Below are 18,033 nucleotides of genomic sequence, written 5' to 3' on the forward strand. Positions count from 1 at the left end.
AGTTCAATCCCGCTGCTGGGCTTTGATCGCCTGACCTTCGAACAGCTTGCTGCCCCCGGCGACTATTATCTGGCTACCCGTTTCGAAGTCACCGGCCACCAGCGCATGACTCCCATCGATACGCTGCAAGGTCAGATTTTTGCGCACCGCCTGGCCGTCGACCGCCAGCCACACGAAATGCTCACTCTCGGGCGTCGTCTGCAAGGCCGACAAGGGTATGCGGAACCTCTCGGCAGTGGCATCGGCAACGGGCACCGGCAACTCTATGGTTACGCGCATGGCCATGCCAGGCAGCAGGTTGAAGTCTTCGGGGGGTGCCCCGCGCAGGATCAGCCGGTAGGTACGGGCGCCCTCGCGTGGCTGGGTGCTGTGTTCCTTGTATTTCAGGGGCAGGGTCACATCAGCGATCACCAACTGGCCCTGCGCCTGCAGATCAGGCCCCAGCGGCAGGCTGAGCGCCGCCCGCTCGGGCAGATCGACACCCACCTCCACATACTGGTTATCCTGAATCTGAAGGATCGGCGTGCCATTACTCACGACCATATCCGGCTCCGCCATACGTTCTGCAACCACACCGTCAAAGGGCGCGTTGAGTGTGCTGTGGGCGATATTTCGCAGCGCGCTGTCACGTGCGACCTGGGCGGAGATCAGCCCGGCCTCCAGCGGCTCGATCGCCGCAGGGGACAGAATGCCTTCGGCGAGCAGGCTGCGCTTGCGCGTCAGGTCCGCCTGTAGTTGCCGGTGTTGCGCTTCGGCCTCGCGCAATTGCAGTTCATAATCCGTAGCATCCAGTTTCGCCAATGGCTGACCCCGAGTTACCCGGGTGCCCTCGTCAACCAGTATCTGTTCGATTCGGCCAGGCACCTGAAACGCGATCTGGGTCGTGGTAACGCTCTCCACCACACCGGCAAAACGCAGGGCTTCCGGCAACGGTTCCGCTGCTTGCAGCCGCTCTACCAGCGCAATACGCGGCGGCTCCGGAGCGGGCTCTTCTTCCCCTGCACAGCCGGAAACGGCTCCAAGTAAAAGTACTGACAGGGTCAGCCAGAACAGACAGGAAAGACGTGATCCAGTCGCTGGGGGCATTCGTGCTCCGCTCGAGTTACGGTGAATAAAACGCTCGTTTGAGTACTGAATGCAATAGAGGGGTAAATAGCTGCGCGAGTTCCAAAAAAAGCCGTTGCGATCAGAGAAGGCAACGGCTGGTTACGAAACGAGCCCGAAGGCGCTAGATGGTGAAACGCGTTACCAGATCATTCAGCTCCACGGCTAAACGGGAAAGCTCCCGGCTGGAACAGCTGGTCTGTTCAGCGCCTGCGGCGGATTGCGTCGACAGGTCGCGAATATTTTCCAGGTTACGATCCACCTCGCGCGCCACTTGCGCCTGCTCCTCCGCTGCGCTGGCAATCACCAGGTTCCGCTCGTTGATTTGATTGATGGCGGCGGTGATTCGATTAAGCGCCTCGCCAGCCGATTCCGCCTGCCCAAGGGTATTGGACGCCATGGTATTGCTGATCTGCATGGCTTCAACCGCGCGCTCGGTGCCCTGCTGAATAGTGCCGATCATGTCCTCGATCTCCGCCGTGGACTGTTGCGTGCGGTATGCCAGGGCCCGCACCTCATCAGCCACTACCGCAAAGCCTCGTCCATGGTCGCCGGCGCGGGCGGCCTCGATGGCGGCATTCAGGGCAAGGAGGTTGGTCTGCTCCGCAATGGCGCGGATGACCTCAAGCACCCGGCTGATGTTCTGCGCCTTCTCCGCCAGCTCCTGCACTTCGGTAGCGGTGGATTGAATGGACCCGGACAGCTTGTCGATACTGGTGACTGTGTAAACCACCTGTTGCTGACCCTCCGAGGCGACGCTCGCGGTCGCCTGGGACTGCTCCGATGTCGAGACAGCATTGCCGGCCACCTCATCGACAGCGGCGCTCATTTCATTGACGGCGGTCGCTGCCTGCTGGATTTCATCATTCTGCCGTTGCAGACCCCGTGTGGAATCTTCGGTTACTGCGTTCAGCTCTTCGGCCGCCGAAGCCAGCTGGGTTGAGGAACTGGTGATACGCTCAATCGTATCGCGCAGCTGCGTCTGCATGGCCGATAGCGCCCTCAGCAACCGCGCCGGCTCGTCCTTGCCCTCGACCTGGAAACGCTGGGTCAGATCGCCCGTGGCGATGACCTCGCTGATCCGCACCGCCTCTCTGATGGGAGCAACGATACTGCGGGTAATCAGCCAGGCCAGCAAAACAGTCAGCACAGCAGCAATGGCAATAAAGAGAATGACCTGACGGAAGCCCCGCTCGTAGATCAACTCTGCCGACTCTGCGGATTCCCCTGCCCCCGCGATTATCAGATCTTCCAGCGCGATCAGGCTTTGCGTAGCGACATCAGCTTGCGGATTCAATTGATTCTGAACGATGCCCATGGCGCCATCCAGATTACCCTGAGCTATCCGCTGCATAACCTGAGCCTGCAGGCGCATGTATTCGGTGCGTTGTGCTTTATACAGATTAAATGCCTGCTGAGATTCAGCGCTGGAGATACGCTGTTCAAATGCCTGCTCTGCCTGCGTCAACAGCCGCTCCAGTTCATCCATTGATTGATTGAGCTGTTGGATCTCGCGGTTATCTTCGGCAAGCAATGCCCTGAACGTGAAAATACGCAACCTCATGAAATCCTGATTGAACTCACCGATGTCTTGCATACTCGGCAGCCAGAGCTGTTCGATTTCGGTGGCTTCCTCTCGCATATTACTCATGCCTTGCACGGCCAAAAATCCCAACATCAATACGATCAGCGCCACTGCGGCAAAGCCGCCGGTCAGCCTTGCGGCAACAGGAAAGTTTCTGGAATTCATCACGGATTGCACCTGGGACGTAAAAAATGGCCACCCGCGCCTTGATTGGAAACCTGATAGCGGCGGGGCTCGATTGGCAGGGGTTATGGGCAACCAATAACTCCACGCCAGATAAAGGGGCTATCGGCGAGGGGCTGCGGTTAATGAGTGCCGACCGACGAATGGTCGTGCGTGAAGGTTATGCTAGTCTGGCTCGCTCGTCATGGAGCGCAATCCGGCCGCCGCCGAGAAGTCTGTCCCTGACTCCTCGTTCAGGCTATCCGGGTCAAAACGCGCCAGACAGCCCTCCCCGATCACCGGCGGCAACGAGACCGCGCCGCGCAGAAGCGGGTCGAACTCTTGGGCATCGTCAGCCCAGTTCATTTCCGCGCGCCATTGTCGTTGAAATGCTGAACCGCGCGCAGAATATCCCGTCGGCTGATCTGTCCCACCAGCTCGCCACCGTCCAGCACCGGCAGCCGACGCCTACCCTGCCTGATGAAATACTCAGCGGCCCGGACAATATCTTCCTCGGCATTGATGGTCTCGGCTTGCGTCATGACCGATTCGACGATTCCGCTCTCTTCATCGAAATAACTCCCGGTAAAAATGCCTTTCAGGCAATCCGCCTCCGACAACATACCCACCAGCCGCCCTTCCCCGTCCACTACCGGAGCACCCGAGATCTTGTGCAGCAATAGTGTTTCGACTGCCCTGGTCAGGTCCGTGTGCGGAGAGACACAGATCAGGTCAGTGGTCATATAGTCTCTGACTTTGACTATCTTGAGCATGGCATCTTCCTTAGCTGGCAGGGGGCTATCCGGGGGCAGGTCTCAGTTGAATACCACCGTCTTGTTATCGTGGACCAATACCCGGTCTTCCAAGTGATAGCGCAAACCCCGGGAAAGTACCATCTTTTCCACATCTTTCCCGAGGCGAACCATGTCTTCGGCATTCAAGCGATGGCTGATGCGCACGACGTCCTGCTCGATGATCGGACCCGCATCGAGCTCCTCGGTAACATAGTGACAGGTCGCGCCGATCAGCTTGACGCCTCGCTGCGCTGCCTGGTGATAAGGCCGGGCACCGACAAACGAAGGCAGAAAACTGTGATGTATATTGATGACCCTGTTGGCATACCGGCTACACAGTTCCGGCGGCAATATCTGCATGTAACGCGCCAATACGATGCAGTCAGCCTGCTGCTCGTCGATCAAACGCGTTACTTCGGCAAAGGCTTCAGCTTTATGGTCCGGTTTTACCGGAACATGGTGAAAGGGTATGCCATGCCATTCAACCATACTGCGCAAATCATCGTGATTGGATATAACGCTGGTTATCTCGCAATCGAGTTCGCCGCTGTGCCAGCGATGTAACAGATCAAACAGGCAGTGCGACTCTCTGCTTGCCATAAGAACGACTTTTTTGCGCTGCGCGGAATCGCTCACCCGCCAGTCCATCGAGTATTCGGCGGCAATAGGCGCAAACACAGTACGCAGGCCATCAACATCAAAAGGAAGCGAATCGGCTCTGATCTCGTGGCGCATGAAGAACCAGTTCGAGAGATTATCCGAATGATGGTTGGCTTCTGTTATCCAGCCGTTATAGGTCGCAAGTACATTACTGACTTTAGCGACTATACCCACACGATCAGGACAGGCTATAACCAGACGAAAAGTACGCATTCATTGATCTCCAATACTGCTGGCGGAAGCCGCGGTTAAAGTGGAGCATTCTACCCGCTGCGCTCTACGATTGCAGCTGGATCAGAGCCGGGCGCTGTGAAGAAAACGTGAATATTTACATATTGCGACCATCAAGTTGTTGTATGGTCTGGGCTCTTAACTTACTATTTCCGGGTCAAATACAACTTTACCGTAATAAGGTGCAACTTATGTCAATGCTTCAGGAATATCGCCAGCTCGAGGAGACGATCCGTGAACTTTCCGAGCGTCTCCAGTCTTTGTCCAATGACGACAAGCTGAAAAAAGAACTCGAATTCGAAGAAAAACTTCGTGCGTTGATGGATCAGCACGGCAAGACGCCCAAGCAGGTAGTTGCCCTTCTCGACCCGGACAACAAGGGTTCAGCCCAAGGCAAGAACGCACGTTCCTCGGCACCAGCCAAGCGCGCGCGCAAGGTAAAGCAGTACAAGAACCCGCACAACGGCGAAACCATCGAGACAAAGGGCGGTAATCACAAAACATTGAAAGCATGGAAAGAACAGTACGGTTCGGACACTGTTGAATCCTGGATGACTATCCTGGGCTAATCTCCAGGCATCCGCAAACCCGCCATTACCGGCGGGTTTTTTATTTCCGATATTTTTCCTAAGCCTCGGACAACATCAAAGCGAACTGACCTGCAACCGGGTACCCAGAGCTTTGGCGTATTCCTGCCAGGCGAGTAGCAGAGCCTTCTGCGCTCCCGTCTGGGTAGGCAGTAATTCTTCGATGGTACGTAAAAACTCGGGCAGCGTAATCGCGGCGCCTGGAGTAGAACCCTCAAGTCGACTTTTACAGAATCCAGACCAGTCCTTCCGAGCGGCCTCGCTCAGACTTTGCGGAAAATTTCGCGCACGGTAACGCGGCAGCATATCGACCAGTCGTTGATCCTTCAGCGGCCATAGCGCAAGGTCAAGTTGCTCGCCTCCCGCCTGTCGGATCATTTCCAGCTGAGTCCGGTCGGCGTCACTCATAAAACCGCCGTACAACTGCAGCTCGCAATCATCATCTGCCGGATTATCGAATCCTCGCTGCTCATTGAACAGGCTGTGTAATTTGCGTTGTCCGTTTTCCCGCCACGCTGCAAGTGTTTCTGCGCGATAACGAAACTCGGTCATATTCAGTGACAAGCGCTGAATATCTTCTTCGCGAAGTACCTTGATATCCGCCAATACCGGGCATTTATTGATATGCACCAACTTCAGCCCAGGCCGCTGTTGGCCTTCGGCCAAATCTTCGGTGCGGGTATACATCAATTCACGAAGCGTATCTGCGTCAAGATCGATCAGCAGATCAGGGTCTGCAGCCAGATCGTAAACAATCAGCGCATTGCGGTTGACCGGATGCCAGGCAAGCGGCAGGACGACCGCCAGTCCGCTACGTTCACGACCGAAGCGCCCCGATACATGCACCAGAGGCCGCACCCGTTGCAGGTCGATTAACTCACAGACTTTATGTTTGCTACGCAGGTCATACAGGTACTGGTACAAGCGTGGCTGCGCCTGCTTCAGCAAGCGTGCCATGGAAATGGTCGCCCGCACGTCCGCCAGCGCGTCATGCGCCTGACCATGTTCGATTCCGTTGGCTTGGGTCAGCAGTTCAAGGCGCAGGCTCGGCAAACCGTCCTGCTCAGGCCATACAATCCCTTCGGGCCTTAGCGCCTGGGCTGTGCGTAACGCATCAAGCAGATCCCAGCGGCTGTTACCGCCCTGCCATTCTCGTGCGTAAGGATCGTAGAAGTTGCGATACAGCGTGAAGCGGGTCATTTCGTCATCGAACCGCAGGCTGTTGTATCCAGCGGTACAGGTACCCGGCTCAGCCATCTGGCGATGCAACAAGGCTATGAATTCAGCTTCCGGAAGCCCGGCTGCAGCGCGCTCGGGCCCGATACCGGTTACCAGACAAGCCATTGGATGAGGAAGCGTATCGTCCGAGAGCCGACAATCGATACACAACGGTTCACCGATTTCTTCGAGGTTTTCGTCGGTGCGAATCCCCGCGACCTGCAGCGGCCGGTCCCTGCGCGGATCTATACCTGTCGATTCGAAATCGTACCAGAAGATGCTTTTGCCCATTTCGCTTCCCGCCGCTCAAATATGCAGGTTAACCGAAGCGGCCGGGACAGGCATCTTCGCGCCCTTAAAAGGTGAAGAATCGCTCCAGCAGATGGGCAAGCTCACTGATGGAATGCGTGCTTGATACGATGCTGAAACCCGTATCAAAAAAGCCCGGCGATACATCTGACCGGCACCAATGGCTCAATGCCTTGAAATCAATGATATCCAGACCACCTTCACCGGCTGGCAACTTCAAGCGCATGTCATATATTTCATCGACCATGACCGGCAATACGCTGATCAACATCAACCCATTGCCCGAAACGTTGCCTATCTGCCCCATCGGCTTATCCGTGCGAGCATTGTAGACACTAAGATACGCCGCCAGTTGATGGCGGGCGATGTGACGCTGCTCAATATATCCTGGCGAGCTCATGCTGCCGGACAGAGGCAGAGACGGCATTAACAGCGCTCCTGTAGCTGGGTTTCAAGTTCATGTTTGCGTGCTTTGACGCGGCCCGGGTGAACTTCTACCTTCTTGCCGTCCGCATTTACTTCATACCACAGTCTTCGACCTTCAAACTTGGCCAAATGACGCCGCAGTTCATCACATTGTGCCTTAGTCTGCTCGCGTCGCGCCACGGAACGGGCCGTTTCGATTTCCCGTTCACTGGCCCGCACCTCCATGATCTTTCGGATATTTCTTTCCCTCTGGAGGACCTGCTCATCGCGTTCGATTACCTGCGGACGAATATCCATCAGCTCGGCATTTGCTGCCGGCCGTTCACTGAACTGCACACGGCCTTCGGCATCGACCCAGCGGTAGATTTCAGCCACCAACGGCATCGGAGACAAAGCAAGCACACACATTGTTAACCATCTGAACATTGGCCCGTCCTGGTCCGCTAACATCCTGAATGTACGAGAATAATGCAGCTGTTCGCGCTGGCCAAGCACAAACTAACCCAAACGAGCGATAGTCAGTTGCATCCTATAGATTCCAGCGGCTCAACGACCGACCATCCATCTTGATGCAGGTCACTTCCAAAAGCCCTATCTTGTCTTACACTCATTCAAACTTTCCCGAATCAGGAGGCAGTATTGATGGAATTCCACAATGTGCTGGTGGTGATTGACCCGACCAGCGAATCAGACCAGCCATCGCTGCGCCGCGCCGAACAGCTGGCCGCTTTCTATCCAGACGCGACTTTTACGCTATTCCTGTGTGACTACAACTCCGCACTGGACGGGGGGCTGCTGTTTGCGACGCCAGGGCTGGAAAAGGCGCGCGCCTCGCTCATCAAGCAACACGAAGTATTCCTCGACAAGCTCGCCAAGCCTCTGCGGGAAAAAGCGGCTAGCGTGGAGACCCGAGCCGTATGGGGCAAGCGCCGCGACCGGCACATTCTTCAAGCGGCTCAGGAATTACGTGCTGACCTGGTGATCAAGACCACTCACCACCACAACCCGATCAAGAAACTGTTACTGACCAATACCGACTGGCAACTGATTCGCCACTGCGAAGCCCCTCTATGGCTGGTCAAACAGGCTGACACGCTGATCGGCTCGATTTGCGCCAGCGTCGACCCCCTGCACGAAGCAGACAAACCAGCTGCTCTGGATTACAAGTTGATAGCCAACTCCGACAGCCTGGCCAAGGCAATGCGTGCGCAGATGTATATTGCCCACTGCTACAACCCGCTTCCGCGCACGTTGGTATTCGATGCGAGCATCATCGGTGACTACGATGCCTATGCTGGCGAAGTGAGAGCCCGGCATCAGCAAGCATTCGCCGAGCTGGCCGATACAGCCGGCATACCGGCAACCCATCGACAACTGCTGCAGGGATACCCGGAGGAAGCCATACCCGAGTTCATCGAAAAACAGGCAATCAACTTGCTGGTGATGGGCGCGGTATCGCGTTCGCGCCTGGATGCTGCCCTGATCGGTCACACCGCCGAGCGCCTGCTCGATGAAGTGCCCTGCGATGTACTGGTGATCAAACCTGACGAGTTCGTTGATCCCAGCAGACCTGCTTCCTGATCATTACTACGTGCATCGCTGCCATGGGACGGCGGCAGGCATGCTTAATCTGCGAGTGACTGGCGGCTGAGTTCGCTGATAGTCGACCAGTCGCCCGCCTCGACGGCTTCACGCGGTGCCATCCAGCTGCCGCCAACTGCCATGACGTTGTCCAGATCAATGTAATCGGCAACTTTCGCCTGGGTAATACCGCCTGTGGGGCAAAATCGCACGCCGGGGAAAGGACCGGAAAACGACCGCAGGACAGCCGCACCCCCGCATACCTCCGCTGGAAACAGCTTGAACCGCCGATAACCGAGCCGATAGCCCATCATCAACTCGGAAGCGGTGGCAATGCCTGGCAATAGCGGAACCGGGCTATCGAGTCCCAGCGTGAGCAGTTCATCCGTACAACCGGGTGTCACGATGAACCTCGCGCCAGCGTCGAGAGCGGACTGAAACTGCCGGCCATCAAGCACTGTCCCCGCGCCAACACAGAGTTCCGGCCGCTCCTGCTGCAGCCTTGCGATAGCTGATAGACCATGAGCCGTACGTAATGTGATCTCAAGCGTGGTGATTCCACCGGCCAGCAGCGCGTCGGCAAGCGGAAAGATGTCAGCCTCCCGACGGATGCTCAGTACAGGCAACACTCGCACGGCGGCAAATAGACGATCCAGTTCGCGAGTATTCTCGGCAAGGCTCATAAATGTCCTGTCAGCCCTCTGGGCTGTAATAAATGTCCATGGGCGGCCTAAGAAATGCCGCAATCGGCCGCCGCGCAGGGGATGCGGAAAACGCTTCTGTCAGCGTTTGGCGCTTCTGCGGTCCGTTGATCTGAAGCAGGCGAACCGCTGCCTGATTCAACGCCTTGCCCGTCATGGTAACCCGGGGAAGACGATCCTCGGTGGCGGGAATGGCCCGACACAATACTGGAGCCGCCGCCGACAAACTCGTCTCCAGATCATCGATACCCGGAAACAGCGAAGCAGTGTGCCCGTCTGTTCCCATCCCCAGCACCAGCACATCAAGCGGTAACAGCGACTGAAGGAGCGTATCGAACTCAGCAGCATCCTGTTCAGGGCTCCGCCCGCGGTACATCGGCTCCCAGCGCGCCAGCTGCATGACGTCTTGCAGACAACGACAGACCATACCGCCGTTGCTGTCGGGATGATCCTGCGGGACCCAACGCTCATCGGCGAGCGTTATGATGACTTTTTGCCAGTCCAGTTCCAAACGGTTCAGGCAATGCAAAACCGGCTCGGGACTACGCCCGCCCGACAAGGCCAGAACAGCGCGCCCGCTGCGGGATATGGCCTCGCCTAATGCCGTAGCGATACGCTCCGCCAGACGTGTTGCGTGCTCCTCGACCGATTGCGCTTCATCCAGCCGCAATCCCCGCTGCGTTACTGATTGCTGCAGTGTCATAGACTCATCTCTCCTCGTCCGCTTCATACAGGCTCGCGGTGAAACTGCTACCGCCCTCCTCCGCCGAACTGACAGCATGGCGCATGAAAGCGAACATTTCCCGCCCCCATCCGCGGCGGACCGGCTCGGCCTGACTAACGGGCTGACGAGCACTCCAGACCGCCTCGTCTACTGCAACATCAAGCGTGCCCGCAGCCGCATCAAGGGTCACCAGATCACCGTCGTGCAGCAAAGCCAGAGGGCCACCGCCGCGCGCTTCAGGACACAGATGAATGACCGCAGGGACTTTACCGGACGCGCCGGACATACGCCCGTCGGTAACCAGCGCGACGTTGAAGCCTCGGTCCTGCAGCACGCCGAGATAGGGTGTGAGCTTATGCAGCTCCGGCATCCCATTGGCCGCCGGGCCCTGAAAACGCAACACAGCGACGAGGTCGCGCTCCAGCTCATTGGCCTGAAAGGCCGCAACGAAGGCTTCCTGGCTTTCAAAGATCCGACAGGGCGCACTCACGCGCCAATGCGCTTCGGCAACCGCCGAGACCTTGATAACGCCACGGCCAAGCCGACCCTGCACCAACCTCAGCCCGCCGTCGTCTGAAAACGGCTCACGCCAATCGCGCAGAATCGACTGATCCAGACTCTCGACTGGCCCGGCCCGCCAGGTCAGCTTGCCATCGCGCAGCATCGGCTCCTGGGTATAACGTTCAAGACCCGGTCCCGCCACGGTGTGCACGTCAGTGTGCAACAACCCTGCCTCGATCAATTGACGGAACAGGAAAGCCGTACCACCGGCAGCCTGGAAGTGATTGATGTCAGCCTGACCATTCGGGTAGATCTTTGCCAACCCGGGCACCACTTCAGACAGGCTGGCCATATCGTCCCAGTTGAGTTTGAGACCCGCAGCCTGACCGATCGCAACCAGATGCAAGGTCAGATTGGTCGAACCACCTGTGGCCAGCAGCATCACCACAGCATTGATCAACGCCCGCTCATCAACAATCGAAGCAAGCGAACCTTCCCCGCTGCGCGCCAGACGAGCGGCCTGTTCTGCTGCATATACAGTGAGCGCGTCGCGCAAAGGCGTGCCCGGATTAACAAAGGAGGCGCCGGGTAACTGCAGCCCCATCGCCTCCAGCAACATCTGGTTGGTGTTCGCTGTTCCGTAGAACGTACAGGTGCCGGGAGAGTGATATGACTGCGTTTCAGCATCAAGCAGGGCTTCACGGTCGATCAGCCCCTCGGCGAAGCGCTGCCGCACTGCGGCCTTCTCTTTATTGGGCAGCCCGGAGGGCATTGGGCCGGCAGGCACGAACAGCATCGGGAGATGGCCAAAGCGCAGCGCCCCCATCAACAGGCCGGGAACGATCTTGTCACAGATACCCAGACACAGGCCGCCATCAAACATGTTGTGGGACAACGCGACAGCAGTCGCCATGGCAATCACATCCCGGCTATGCAGCGACAGCTCCATACCCGGCTCGCCCTGAGTGACACCGTCACACATTGCCGGTACACCACCTGCAACCTGGCCAGTCGCGCCAAAGGCGCGCAAGGCGTCACGCAATAACGATGGATAGGTTTCATAGGGCTGGTGCGCAGAGAGCATATCGTTGTAGGCGGTAACGATGCCGATATTGACCTCGTCCATCATCCGCAACCGGTCCTTATCGGAAGAGGAACAGGCGGCCATGCCGTGGGCGAGGTTGCCGCACGACAGGCGCCGGCGACCGCGCGGTTGCGCTGCGGCATCGGCCATCTGCTGCAGATAGCCCTGGCGCGATTGCTGGCTGCGCTCACGCAGGCGTTCAGTCACTTCGATAACACGTGGGTGCATTTGCCCTCCCCTTCGCAGTGCGCGTCTCCCAGGAATCGCCGAACCCGTCTGGAAGCCAGAGAGCGCAAGAATTGTTCAGCGCTTCCCTAGTATCATGACGCTCTGGCTTGACACATACCGGCTAGACTATAGCTTCGGTAACAGGTCGCCAACCTGGCGCCATTGTACGCCTCCAGGTACCGGACCAGTGATAATTCATCCTGGTTGAATCGCATGAATGCCACATCATGTTGCTTAGCTTGCTAGCGACAATTACAGCGCCACCTTTCGGGCACCCGCGTCAAGCAGGCGCCCCCACACATCAATAGGAAACCTGACATGTCTATCCGCCGTACCAAGATCGTCGCCACCCTGGGACCTGCCAGCAGCACAGCGCAGTGCATCGCTGCGCTGATCGATGCAGGGATGAACGTCGCACGTATGAACTTTTCCCACGGCACGGCAGACGAGCACCGCGAACGAGCGCGACTGGTACGCGAGATGGCTGCCAAGAAGGGGTTGCACGTTGCGCTGATGGGCGACCTGCAGGGCCCCAAGATCCGCATTGCCCGTTTTGAGAACGGCAAGATTCAGCTCGCCATTGGCGATAAATTCCGTCTGAGTACGACCCACTCACTGGATGCCGGCAACGCCGAGGTCGTCGGCATCGACTACCCACAGCTGGTCGAGGACTGCCGTACGGGCGACGAACTGCTGCTGGATGACGGCCGCGTCGTGCTGCACGTCGATCAGGTCACCGCGGAGGAAGTCAGCTGCACCGTCACGGCAGGCGGCCCACTGTCCAATCACAAGGGTATCAACCGGCGCGGCGGCGGACTGTCCGCTGCGGCACTCACCGACAAGGATCGCAATGACATCCTGCTCGCCTCCGAACTGGAGATGGAATATGTCGCTGTATCCTTTCCCCGCGACGCCGCGGATATGCACCTTGCACGTAGCCTGTTGAAAGACGCCGGCTCCCAGGCCTGGCTGATCGCCAAGATCGAACGCGCCGAAGCGGTGGCAGACGAAGCAGCGCTGGATGGCTTGATCGAAGCCAGTGACGGCGTGATGGTCGCACGGGGCGATCTGGGCGTCGAAATCGGCGACGCTGAACTGGTTGGCATCCAGAAAACGATCATCAATCGCGCCCGTCGCCAGAACAAGGTGGTCATCACCGCCACCCAGATGATGGAATCGATGATCAGCAGCCCCCTGCCCACGCGTGCGGAAGTCTCGGATGTTGCCAACGCCGCGCTGGATTACACCGACGCCGTAATGCTCTCTGCCGAATCGGCTGCTGGCAACTTCCCGATCGAAGCCGTTCAGGCCATGGCGCGCGTTTGCGTGGGTGCAGAGAAACACCCGATCAGCCAGACATCCAGCCACCGTTTGCACCAGAGCTTTGAGCGTTGCGATGAAACCATTGCGCTGGCTGCTATGTATGCCGGCAACCACTTCCCGGGCGTTACCGCCATTATCAGTCTGACCGAAAGCGGCTATACCCCGTTGATCATGTCGCGTATCCGCTCTCACCTGCCGATTTTCGCGCTGTCGCCCAATAGCCAGACGCTGGGCAAGGTCGCCATGTTCCGAGGCGTGCAAAGCATCGAATTCGATCCTTCAGCGGTGGAAGCGAGGAAAGTCAATCAGGCGGCGGTGAACAAACTGCTAGCGCTCGGTCATGTTCAGCAAGGCGACTGGGTGATCCTGACCAAGGGTGATGTGTACGACTCGCAAGGTGGCACCAACTCACTGAAACTGCTACATGTGGGTGAATCATTGGTGTAACGCTGGGCCGGAGCCAGCTTCCGCGAGCCGACAGCGCTGCGCCGACACGCTGCAAGTACGTCCCTGTAAGCTCGTCGATGACATCCATGTCATCGCACGGTCGGCTCAACTCTGTCGCCACGCTTCGCATGGACGTTGGCGTTGTCTGAGAGAAAGACCAAAGCAAAAACCAAAGCGGTTTTAAATCTCCACCTCACGCCGATGCTCATCGAGCCCGCCGGCTATCAGGGTGGCGCAAGTGTCGAAAACAGGGATGTTTTCGTCAAGCCCCCAGGGATGGGTTCACGGCGTCTTGCGCAAGCCTGATAGCTGGTGGGCGACCTGCACCGGTTAGTCAGCAAAAAAGCGAATCCCCCCTAGCCCCCCTTTTTCAAAGTGGGGAATGGACTGGTGTTGCGTATGGTCTGTGCGTAATCCAGCACATGGGCGATGCTTGTTGCGTGCTTTTAGACTCGGGTCCGGAATAAGCGAGCCAAACGAAAAAACCCCGAGACGCTTGCGCGCTCGGGGCTTTCGGTAGCGCAAAGGAACCGGGCTTAGATTTCAACCGCCAGACTATCAGCGATTTTTTTCTGCCAGATTGCCGGTCCAGTGATGTGTACCGACTCACCATTGGTATCAACTGCTACGGTCACCGGCATGTCCTTGACCTCGAACTCGTAGATCGCCTCCATGCCCATTTCCGGGAAGGCCAGTACTTCGGCTTTCTTGATCGCCTGGGCAACCAGATACGCTGCGCCACCGACCGCCATCAGATACACCGCCTTGTGATCCTTGATCGCTTCGATCGCAATCGGACCGCGTTCGGATTTACCGATCATACCCAGCAAGCCAGTCTGCTCAAGGATCTGGCGTGTGAACTTGTCCATGCGGGTAGCGGTAGTCGGGCCAGCCGGTCCGACCACTTCTTCGCGCACGGGATCAACCGGGCCGACGTAGTAGATGAAGCGCCCTTTCAGATCAACGGGCAGCTGCTCTCCGTTATTCAGCATTTCGACCATGCGCTTGTGCGCAGCGTCGCGGCCCGTGAGCATCTTGCCTGACAGCAGAACAGTTTCACCCGTCTTCCAGGTCAGCACGTCTTCCGGCGTCAGCGTGTCCAGATTGACCCGGCGCACGCCGGTACCGACTTCCCAGGTGATATCCGGATACGCATCCATCGGAGGCGGCGTCAGCTCGGCCGCACCGCTGCCATCCAGCACGAAGTGCGCGTGACGGGTCGCTGCGCAGTTCGGGATCATGCACACCGGCAAGCTCGCAGCGTGGGTCGGGTAATCCATGATCTTGATGTCGAGAACGGTAGTCAGACCACCGAGGCCCTGTGCGCCAATACCAAGCGCGTTGACCTTGTCCATGATTTCCAGGCGAAGTTCTTCGACCCGGTTCTGCGGACCGCGGGCACGCAGTTCATGGATATCGATCGGATCCATCAGCGATTCCTTGGCCATCACCGCAGCCTTTTCTGCGGTTCCGCCAATACCGATGCCGAGCATGCCGGGCGGACACCAGCCTGCGCCCATGGTCGGAACGGTTTTCACTACCCAATCGACGATGGAGTCGGACGGGTTGAGCATGACCATCTTCGACTTGTTTTCCGAGCCGCCGCCCTTGGCCGCAACGTGGAATTCAACTGTGTCGCCGGGCACCATCTGGTAATGGATTACCGCAGGCGTGTTGTCGCGGGTGTTGGTGCGCTTGCCGGCAGGATCAGCCAGAATCGAAGCACGCAGCACGTTCTCGGGCAGATTGTAGGCTTGACGCACGCCCTCGTTGATCATGTCATCGAGGCTCATGGTGGCGCCGTCCCATCGCACATTCATGCCGATCTTGACGAAGACCGTAACGATGCCGGTGTCCTGACAGATGGGGCGGTGGCCCGTGGCGCACATACGGGAATTGATCAGGATCTGAGCCATGGCGTCGCGTGCGGCCGGGGACTCCTCCCGCAGATAGGCCTCATGCACGGCCTGGATGAAATCCACAGGATGGTAGTAAGAAATGTACTGCAGCGCGTCAGCCACGCTTTGAATCAAATCATCTTGCTTGATTATGGCCATGCTCGGACAGGCTCCTCTATTGGCTGCTGGCTCGCGCTGACCTGCAAGGAAGAGGACAGAACTGCCAGGTTCACGGACAAAGCGACGGCTGGGCCGGAGGCCCTTGCCAGAAAAGAGGCACGCAGTATACCTGAGCAACGCCTCTGCGGCAGAGGGTGTTGCGCCAGTTGGCCTGCGAATGAGACAAAAGGCTTTGCAAAACAGCTACGCAGCGCTAAATTGACGTCAAATCGCCATCATACAAAAAGGACAGGCGCAACGTGACCGGAAAGGATTCCAACGTCAGTGAAGCGAAAGCTTTGGCGCTGCGCCTGCAGCGCTTATATCTCGCTCAGAGCAACTACTTTATTGGCTACGTACTGATCGCCGTCGCCTGGCTATCCGGTGAGTACGTTGGCAACACCCTGACATTCATCAGCCATTTCGTATTGGGCATAGTGACGCAATTCGGTTTTTGGCTGGCTTTTAAAAGCGGTTTCAACAAGCGCTTCACCGATCCCAGTCTCACCAATATACAGATCGTCACCGGGACGCTGCTTGTCACTTATCTGATAATTTTTCTCGGTGACCTGCGCGGCAGTATGTTGCTGTTGTACCCGATGGGCGTGATATTCGGTGTGTTCGGGCTGAGTATGCGTGCTTACGTGCTCCACTCCGTTTTAGCCCTGGGCGGCTATTCCGTCGTCCTTGCTTTCGAATTTTATTTCGACCTGTCGCAGCGCGACCCTACGGTCCAACTGATGGAATGGTTCGCATTGTCGTGCTTCCTGAGCTGGTTATGCGTCGTTGCAAGCTACGTTCGCAAGCTGAGAGAAGAGCTACAACAACGCCACAGCACGCTAAAGAGTCATCAGGAAACTCTCAAGGGGATGATGGGTCAACTTCAGGATCTGGCCGCTACTGACAGCCTGACCGGTCTGGCCAATCGGCGCCATTTCATCGACGAGTCCCGCCGACGTATTCAGCTGCTGGGGCCCGGAAAAACGCTGGGGATAGCTCTGGTGGACCTGGACCATTTCAAGTTGATCAATGACAACTACGGCCATGCTGCAGGGGACGAAGTGTTGCAAGGCTTTGCCCGGGTAGCCGCGGAAAACCTGCGCGGCGGGGATCTGGTCGCCCGGTTCGGAGGCGAGGAATTCATTCTGCTTCTGAACAACAGCGACATGGTCAGCCTGCAGCACTGCCTGAACCGCATCCGCAATGCCTTCTCCCAAACCCAATTCACGTGTTTGCCCGAAGGCACATTCTGCACACTATCGGCCGGTTTGACCTTGGTCTACCCCGGCGATGAGCTGGATGCCTGCATAAGCGACGCAGACCATGCGCTGTACCGCGCCAAAAATAGCGGCCGCAACCGCTGCGAAGTATTCGAACCGGCCCATGCCTGAGCTGCGACTGGGCAACCTGACCCTGCATGCACATCATGGTAAAAACCTGCTCGACACGCTGCTTGCCCAAGGCCAGAGCGTCCCGTGGTCGTGCCGCGGTGGATACTGTCATACCTGCCTGATTCAGGCCCAACCAGGTCAGGCGCCTGCTGAAGCGTGCCACATGCTGACAACCGAACAACGCGAGGCAGGCTGGCTGCTTAGCTGTCAGTGCCCGGTAGTGCAGGATATGGACCTGCGATTGCACGACCCTGCACGCGATGACCTCAGCGCCGAGGTAGTTTCCGTCACGCCCGTTGATAACGTTGTGATACTTCGCCTCCGTCCGGAACGTCCCCTGAGGTTCCTGCCAGGTCAACATCTCGCCCTCTGGCTTGATTCGCAGCTCGGACGGCCCTACTCAATTGCCAGCCTGCCAGGCGAGCCCTGGTTGGAGTTCCATATCCGGCGGCATGCCTCCGGTGCATTCAGTCGCGCCGCAGCGGACCTCAGCGCAGGCGACAAGCTGTTCCTCGGATCGCCAACCGGCGCATTGCAGTACGATCCGGACTGGCAGGATCGCCCCCTTCTGTTGCTGGCTGCAGGCACCGGACTGGCTCCACTGCAGGCCATTCTGCGGCATGCGCTGGAATCCGGGCATGAAGCGCCGATTGAACTCTGGCACTGGTCGACAAGTGATTGCTATCTGGAGAACCGTCTCGGAGAACTTGCCGATCAACATTCTCAATTGACCGTCAAACTCCAGCGCCGGTCCACCCTGGCCGACGATATCAGACAGCTGCGTATTGCCTCGCGCAGGACCATGGCGCTAATCTGCGGCGACCCGGGTTTTGTCGAGCATCTGCGTAAGCCGCTGTTTTTCGCCGGATTGCCCGGCCGACAGGTGCTAGACGAAGCCTTTCACAGTCGCCCTCAATAAC

The 18,033-nt window shown here is 57.9% G+C and carries 17 protein-coding genes; 5 read left to right on the forward strand and 12 right to left on the reverse strand.

Annotated elements, in window-relative coordinates:
• Window positions 1–3: 3 nt before the first annotated feature.
• The 5 genes from HG264_RS07515 to purU all read right to left on the reverse strand — a co-directional run bounded on the left by HG264_RS07515 (window position 4) and on the right by purU (window position 4,518).
• Window positions 4–1,086 (reverse strand): efflux RND transporter periplasmic adaptor subunit, encoded by a 1,083-nt coding sequence (locus HG264_RS07515; RefSeq protein WP_169407084.1) that lies wholly within the window; start codon window positions 1,084–1,086, stop codon window positions 4–6.
• Between the two features lie 142 nt (window positions 1,087–1,228).
• On the reverse strand, window positions 1,229–2,854 hold the full coding sequence (locus HG264_RS07520; RefSeq protein ID WP_169407085.1) for a methyl-accepting chemotaxis protein: 1,626 nt from the start codon (window positions 2,852–2,854) through the stop codon (window positions 1,229–1,231).
• 183 nt (window positions 2,855–3,037) lie between these two features.
• Window positions 3,038–3,217: a hypothetical protein gene (locus HG264_RS07525; protein ID WP_169407086.1), complete on the reverse strand. Its 180-nt coding sequence runs from the start codon at window positions 3,215–3,217 to the stop codon at window positions 3,038–3,040.
• Window positions 3,214–3,624: a CBS domain-containing protein gene (locus HG264_RS07530; protein ID WP_169407087.1), complete on the reverse strand. Its 411-nt coding sequence runs from the start codon at window positions 3,622–3,624 to the stop codon at window positions 3,214–3,216. Before HG264_RS07530 ends, HG264_RS07525 begins: the two co-directional genes overlap by 4 nt.
• 42 nt (window positions 3,625–3,666) lie before the next feature.
• A complete protein-coding gene (gene purU, locus HG264_RS07535) occupies window positions 3,667–4,518 on the reverse strand; it encodes a formyltetrahydrofolate deformylase (RefSeq protein WP_169407088.1) in 852 nt (283 codons plus the stop codon).
• A 209-nt stretch (window positions 4,519–4,727) separates the two neighbouring features.
• On the opposite strand from purU, the gene mvaT reads away from it, so the two are divergent.
• On the forward strand, window positions 4,728–5,105 hold the full coding sequence (gene mvaT / locus HG264_RS07540; protein WP_169407089.1) for a histone-like nucleoid-structuring protein MvaT: 378 nt from the start codon (window positions 4,728–4,730) through the stop codon (window positions 5,103–5,105).
• Window positions 5,106–5,180: 75 nt separating this feature from the next.
• On the opposite strand, the gene sbcB is transcribed toward mvaT, so the two are convergent.
• The 3 genes from sbcB to HG264_RS07555 all read right to left on the reverse strand — a co-directional run bounded on the left by sbcB (window position 5,181) and on the right by HG264_RS07555 (window position 7,502).
• The gene (gene sbcB / locus HG264_RS07545; protein WP_169407090.1) at window positions 5,181–6,632 is read right to left on the reverse strand and encodes an exodeoxyribonuclease I; all 1,452 of its coding nucleotides are present in this window, start codon (window positions 6,630–6,632) and stop codon (window positions 5,181–5,183) included.
• Window positions 6,633–6,696: 64 nt separating this feature from the next.
• The gene (locus tag HG264_RS07550) at window positions 6,697–7,077 is read right to left on the reverse strand and encodes a PilZ domain-containing protein (protein WP_169407091.1); all 381 of its coding nucleotides are present in this window, start codon (window positions 7,075–7,077) and stop codon (window positions 6,697–6,699) included.
• Window positions 7,077–7,502: a DUF4124 domain-containing protein gene (locus tag HG264_RS07555; protein WP_169407092.1), complete on the reverse strand. Its 426-nt coding sequence runs from the start codon at window positions 7,500–7,502 to the stop codon at window positions 7,077–7,079. Before HG264_RS07555 ends, HG264_RS07550 begins: the two co-directional genes overlap by 1 nt.
• Window positions 7,503–7,718: 216 nt before the next feature.
• Here HG264_RS07555 and HG264_RS07560 point away from each other — a divergent pair, with 216 nt between their 5' ends.
• Complete coding sequence (locus tag HG264_RS07560; RefSeq protein ID WP_169407093.1) at window positions 7,719–8,657, forward strand: universal stress protein; 939 nt, start codon at window positions 7,719–7,721, stop codon at window positions 8,655–8,657.
• Window positions 8,658–8,701: 44 nt separating this feature from the next.
• On the opposite strand, the gene HG264_RS07565 is transcribed toward HG264_RS07560, so the two are convergent.
• Genes HG264_RS07565 through edd form a run of 3 tightly spaced genes read right to left on the reverse strand, consistent with a single transcriptional unit; the run spans window position 8,702 to window position 11,895 of the window.
• Window positions 8,702–9,340 carry a bifunctional 4-hydroxy-2-oxoglutarate aldolase/2-dehydro-3-deoxy-phosphogluconate aldolase gene (locus HG264_RS07565; RefSeq protein ID WP_169407094.1) on the reverse strand — a complete coding sequence of 213 codons (639 nt, stop codon included), beginning with the start codon at window positions 9,338–9,340 and terminating at the stop codon, window positions 8,702–8,704.
• Between the two features lie 10 nt (window positions 9,341–9,350).
• Window positions 9,351–10,061, reverse strand: coding sequence for a 6-phosphogluconolactonase (gene pgl / locus HG264_RS07570; protein WP_169407095.1), 711 nt, complete (start codon window positions 10,059–10,061; stop codon window positions 9,351–9,353).
• Between the two features lie 4 nt (window positions 10,062–10,065).
• On the reverse strand, window positions 10,066–11,895 hold the full coding sequence (edd, locus tag HG264_RS07575; RefSeq protein ID WP_169407096.1) for a phosphogluconate dehydratase: 1,830 nt from the start codon (window positions 11,893–11,895) through the stop codon (window positions 10,066–10,068).
• Window positions 11,896–12,213: 318 nt separating this feature from the next.
• On the opposite strand from edd, the gene pyk reads away from it, so the two are divergent.
• Window positions 12,214–13,665 carry a pyruvate kinase gene (gene pyk, locus HG264_RS07580; RefSeq protein ID WP_169407097.1) on the forward strand — a complete coding sequence of 484 codons (1,452 nt, stop codon included), beginning with the start codon at window positions 12,214–12,216 and terminating at the stop codon, window positions 13,663–13,665.
• Window positions 13,666–14,201: 536 nt separating this feature from the next.
• Here pyk and HG264_RS07585 read toward each other — a convergent pair.
• Window positions 14,202–15,722 carry a fumarate hydratase gene (locus HG264_RS07585; protein WP_169407098.1) on the reverse strand — a complete coding sequence of 507 codons (1,521 nt, stop codon included), beginning with the start codon at window positions 15,720–15,722 and terminating at the stop codon, window positions 14,202–14,204.
• 260 nt (window positions 15,723–15,982) lie between these two features.
• Between HG264_RS07585 and HG264_RS07590 the strand changes: the two genes are divergently transcribed.
• Entirely contained in the window at window positions 15,983–17,113 is a 1,131-nt protein-coding gene (locus HG264_RS07590; protein WP_169407099.1) for a GGDEF domain-containing protein, read from the forward strand.
• Window positions 17,106–18,032, forward strand: a complete 927-nt coding sequence (locus tag HG264_RS07595; RefSeq protein WP_169407100.1) for a 2Fe-2S iron-sulfur cluster-binding protein — start codon at window positions 17,106–17,108, stop codon at window positions 18,030–18,032. The genes HG264_RS07590 and HG264_RS07595 overlap by 8 nt, the downstream gene beginning before the upstream one ends.
• Window position 18,033: the final 1 nt, after the last annotated feature.

This window comes from Pseudomonas sp. gcc21, from assembly GCF_012844345.1.
GTDB lineage: Bacteria > Pseudomonadota > Gammaproteobacteria > Pseudomonadales > Pseudomonadaceae > Halopseudomonas.

Bases quoted from the DNA above. Each gene is read 5' to 3' on its own strand.
- HG264_RS07515 (WP_169407084.1), bottom strand. From the start codon at position 1,086: ATGCCCCCAGCGACTGGATCACGTCTTTCCTGTCTGTTCTGGCTGACC.
- HG264_RS07520 (WP_169407085.1), bottom strand. From the start codon at position 2,854: ATGAATTCCAGAAACTTTCCTGTTGCCGCAAGGCTGACCGGCGGCTTT.
- HG264_RS07525 (WP_169407086.1), bottom strand. From the start codon at position 3,217: ATGAACTGGGCTGACGATGCCCAAGAGTTCGACCCGCTTCTGCGCGGC.
- HG264_RS07530 (WP_169407087.1), bottom strand. From the start codon at position 3,624: ATGCTCAAGATAGTCAAAGTCAGAGACTATATGACCACTGACCTGATC.
- purU (WP_169407088.1), bottom strand. From the start codon at position 4,518: ATGCGTACTTTTCGTCTGGTTATAGCCTGTCCTGATCGTGTGGGTATA.
- mvaT (WP_169407089.1), top strand. From the start codon at position 4,728: ATGTCAATGCTTCAGGAATATCGCCAGCTCGAGGAGACGATCCGTGAA.
- sbcB (WP_169407090.1), bottom strand. From the start codon at position 6,632: ATGGGCAAAAGCATCTTCTGGTACGATTTCGAATCGACAGGTATAGAT.
- HG264_RS07550 (WP_169407091.1), bottom strand. From the start codon at position 7,077: ATGCCGTCTCTGCCTCTGTCCGGCAGCATGAGCTCGCCAGGATATATT.
- HG264_RS07555 (WP_169407092.1), bottom strand. From the start codon at position 7,502: ATGTTCAGATGGTTAACAATGTGTGTGCTTGCTTTGTCTCCGATGCCG.
- HG264_RS07560 (WP_169407093.1), top strand. From the start codon at position 7,719: ATGGAATTCCACAATGTGCTGGTGGTGATTGACCCGACCAGCGAATCA.
- HG264_RS07565 (WP_169407094.1), bottom strand. From the start codon at position 9,340: ATGAGCCTTGCCGAGAATACTCGCGAACTGGATCGTCTATTTGCCGCC.
- pgl (WP_169407095.1), bottom strand. From the start codon at position 10,061: ATGACACTGCAGCAATCAGTAACGCAGCGGGGATTGCGGCTGGATGAA.
- edd (WP_169407096.1), bottom strand. From the start codon at position 11,895: ATGCACCCACGTGTTATCGAAGTGACTGAACGCCTGCGTGAGCGCAGC.
- pyk (WP_169407097.1), top strand. From the start codon at position 12,214: ATGTCTATCCGCCGTACCAAGATCGTCGCCACCCTGGGACCTGCCAGC.
- HG264_RS07585 (WP_169407098.1), bottom strand. From the start codon at position 15,722: ATGGCCATAATCAAGCAAGATGATTTGATTCAAAGCGTGGCTGACGCG.
- HG264_RS07595 (WP_169407100.1), top strand. From the start codon at position 17,106: ATGCCTGAGCTGCGACTGGGCAACCTGACCCTGCATGCACATCATGGT.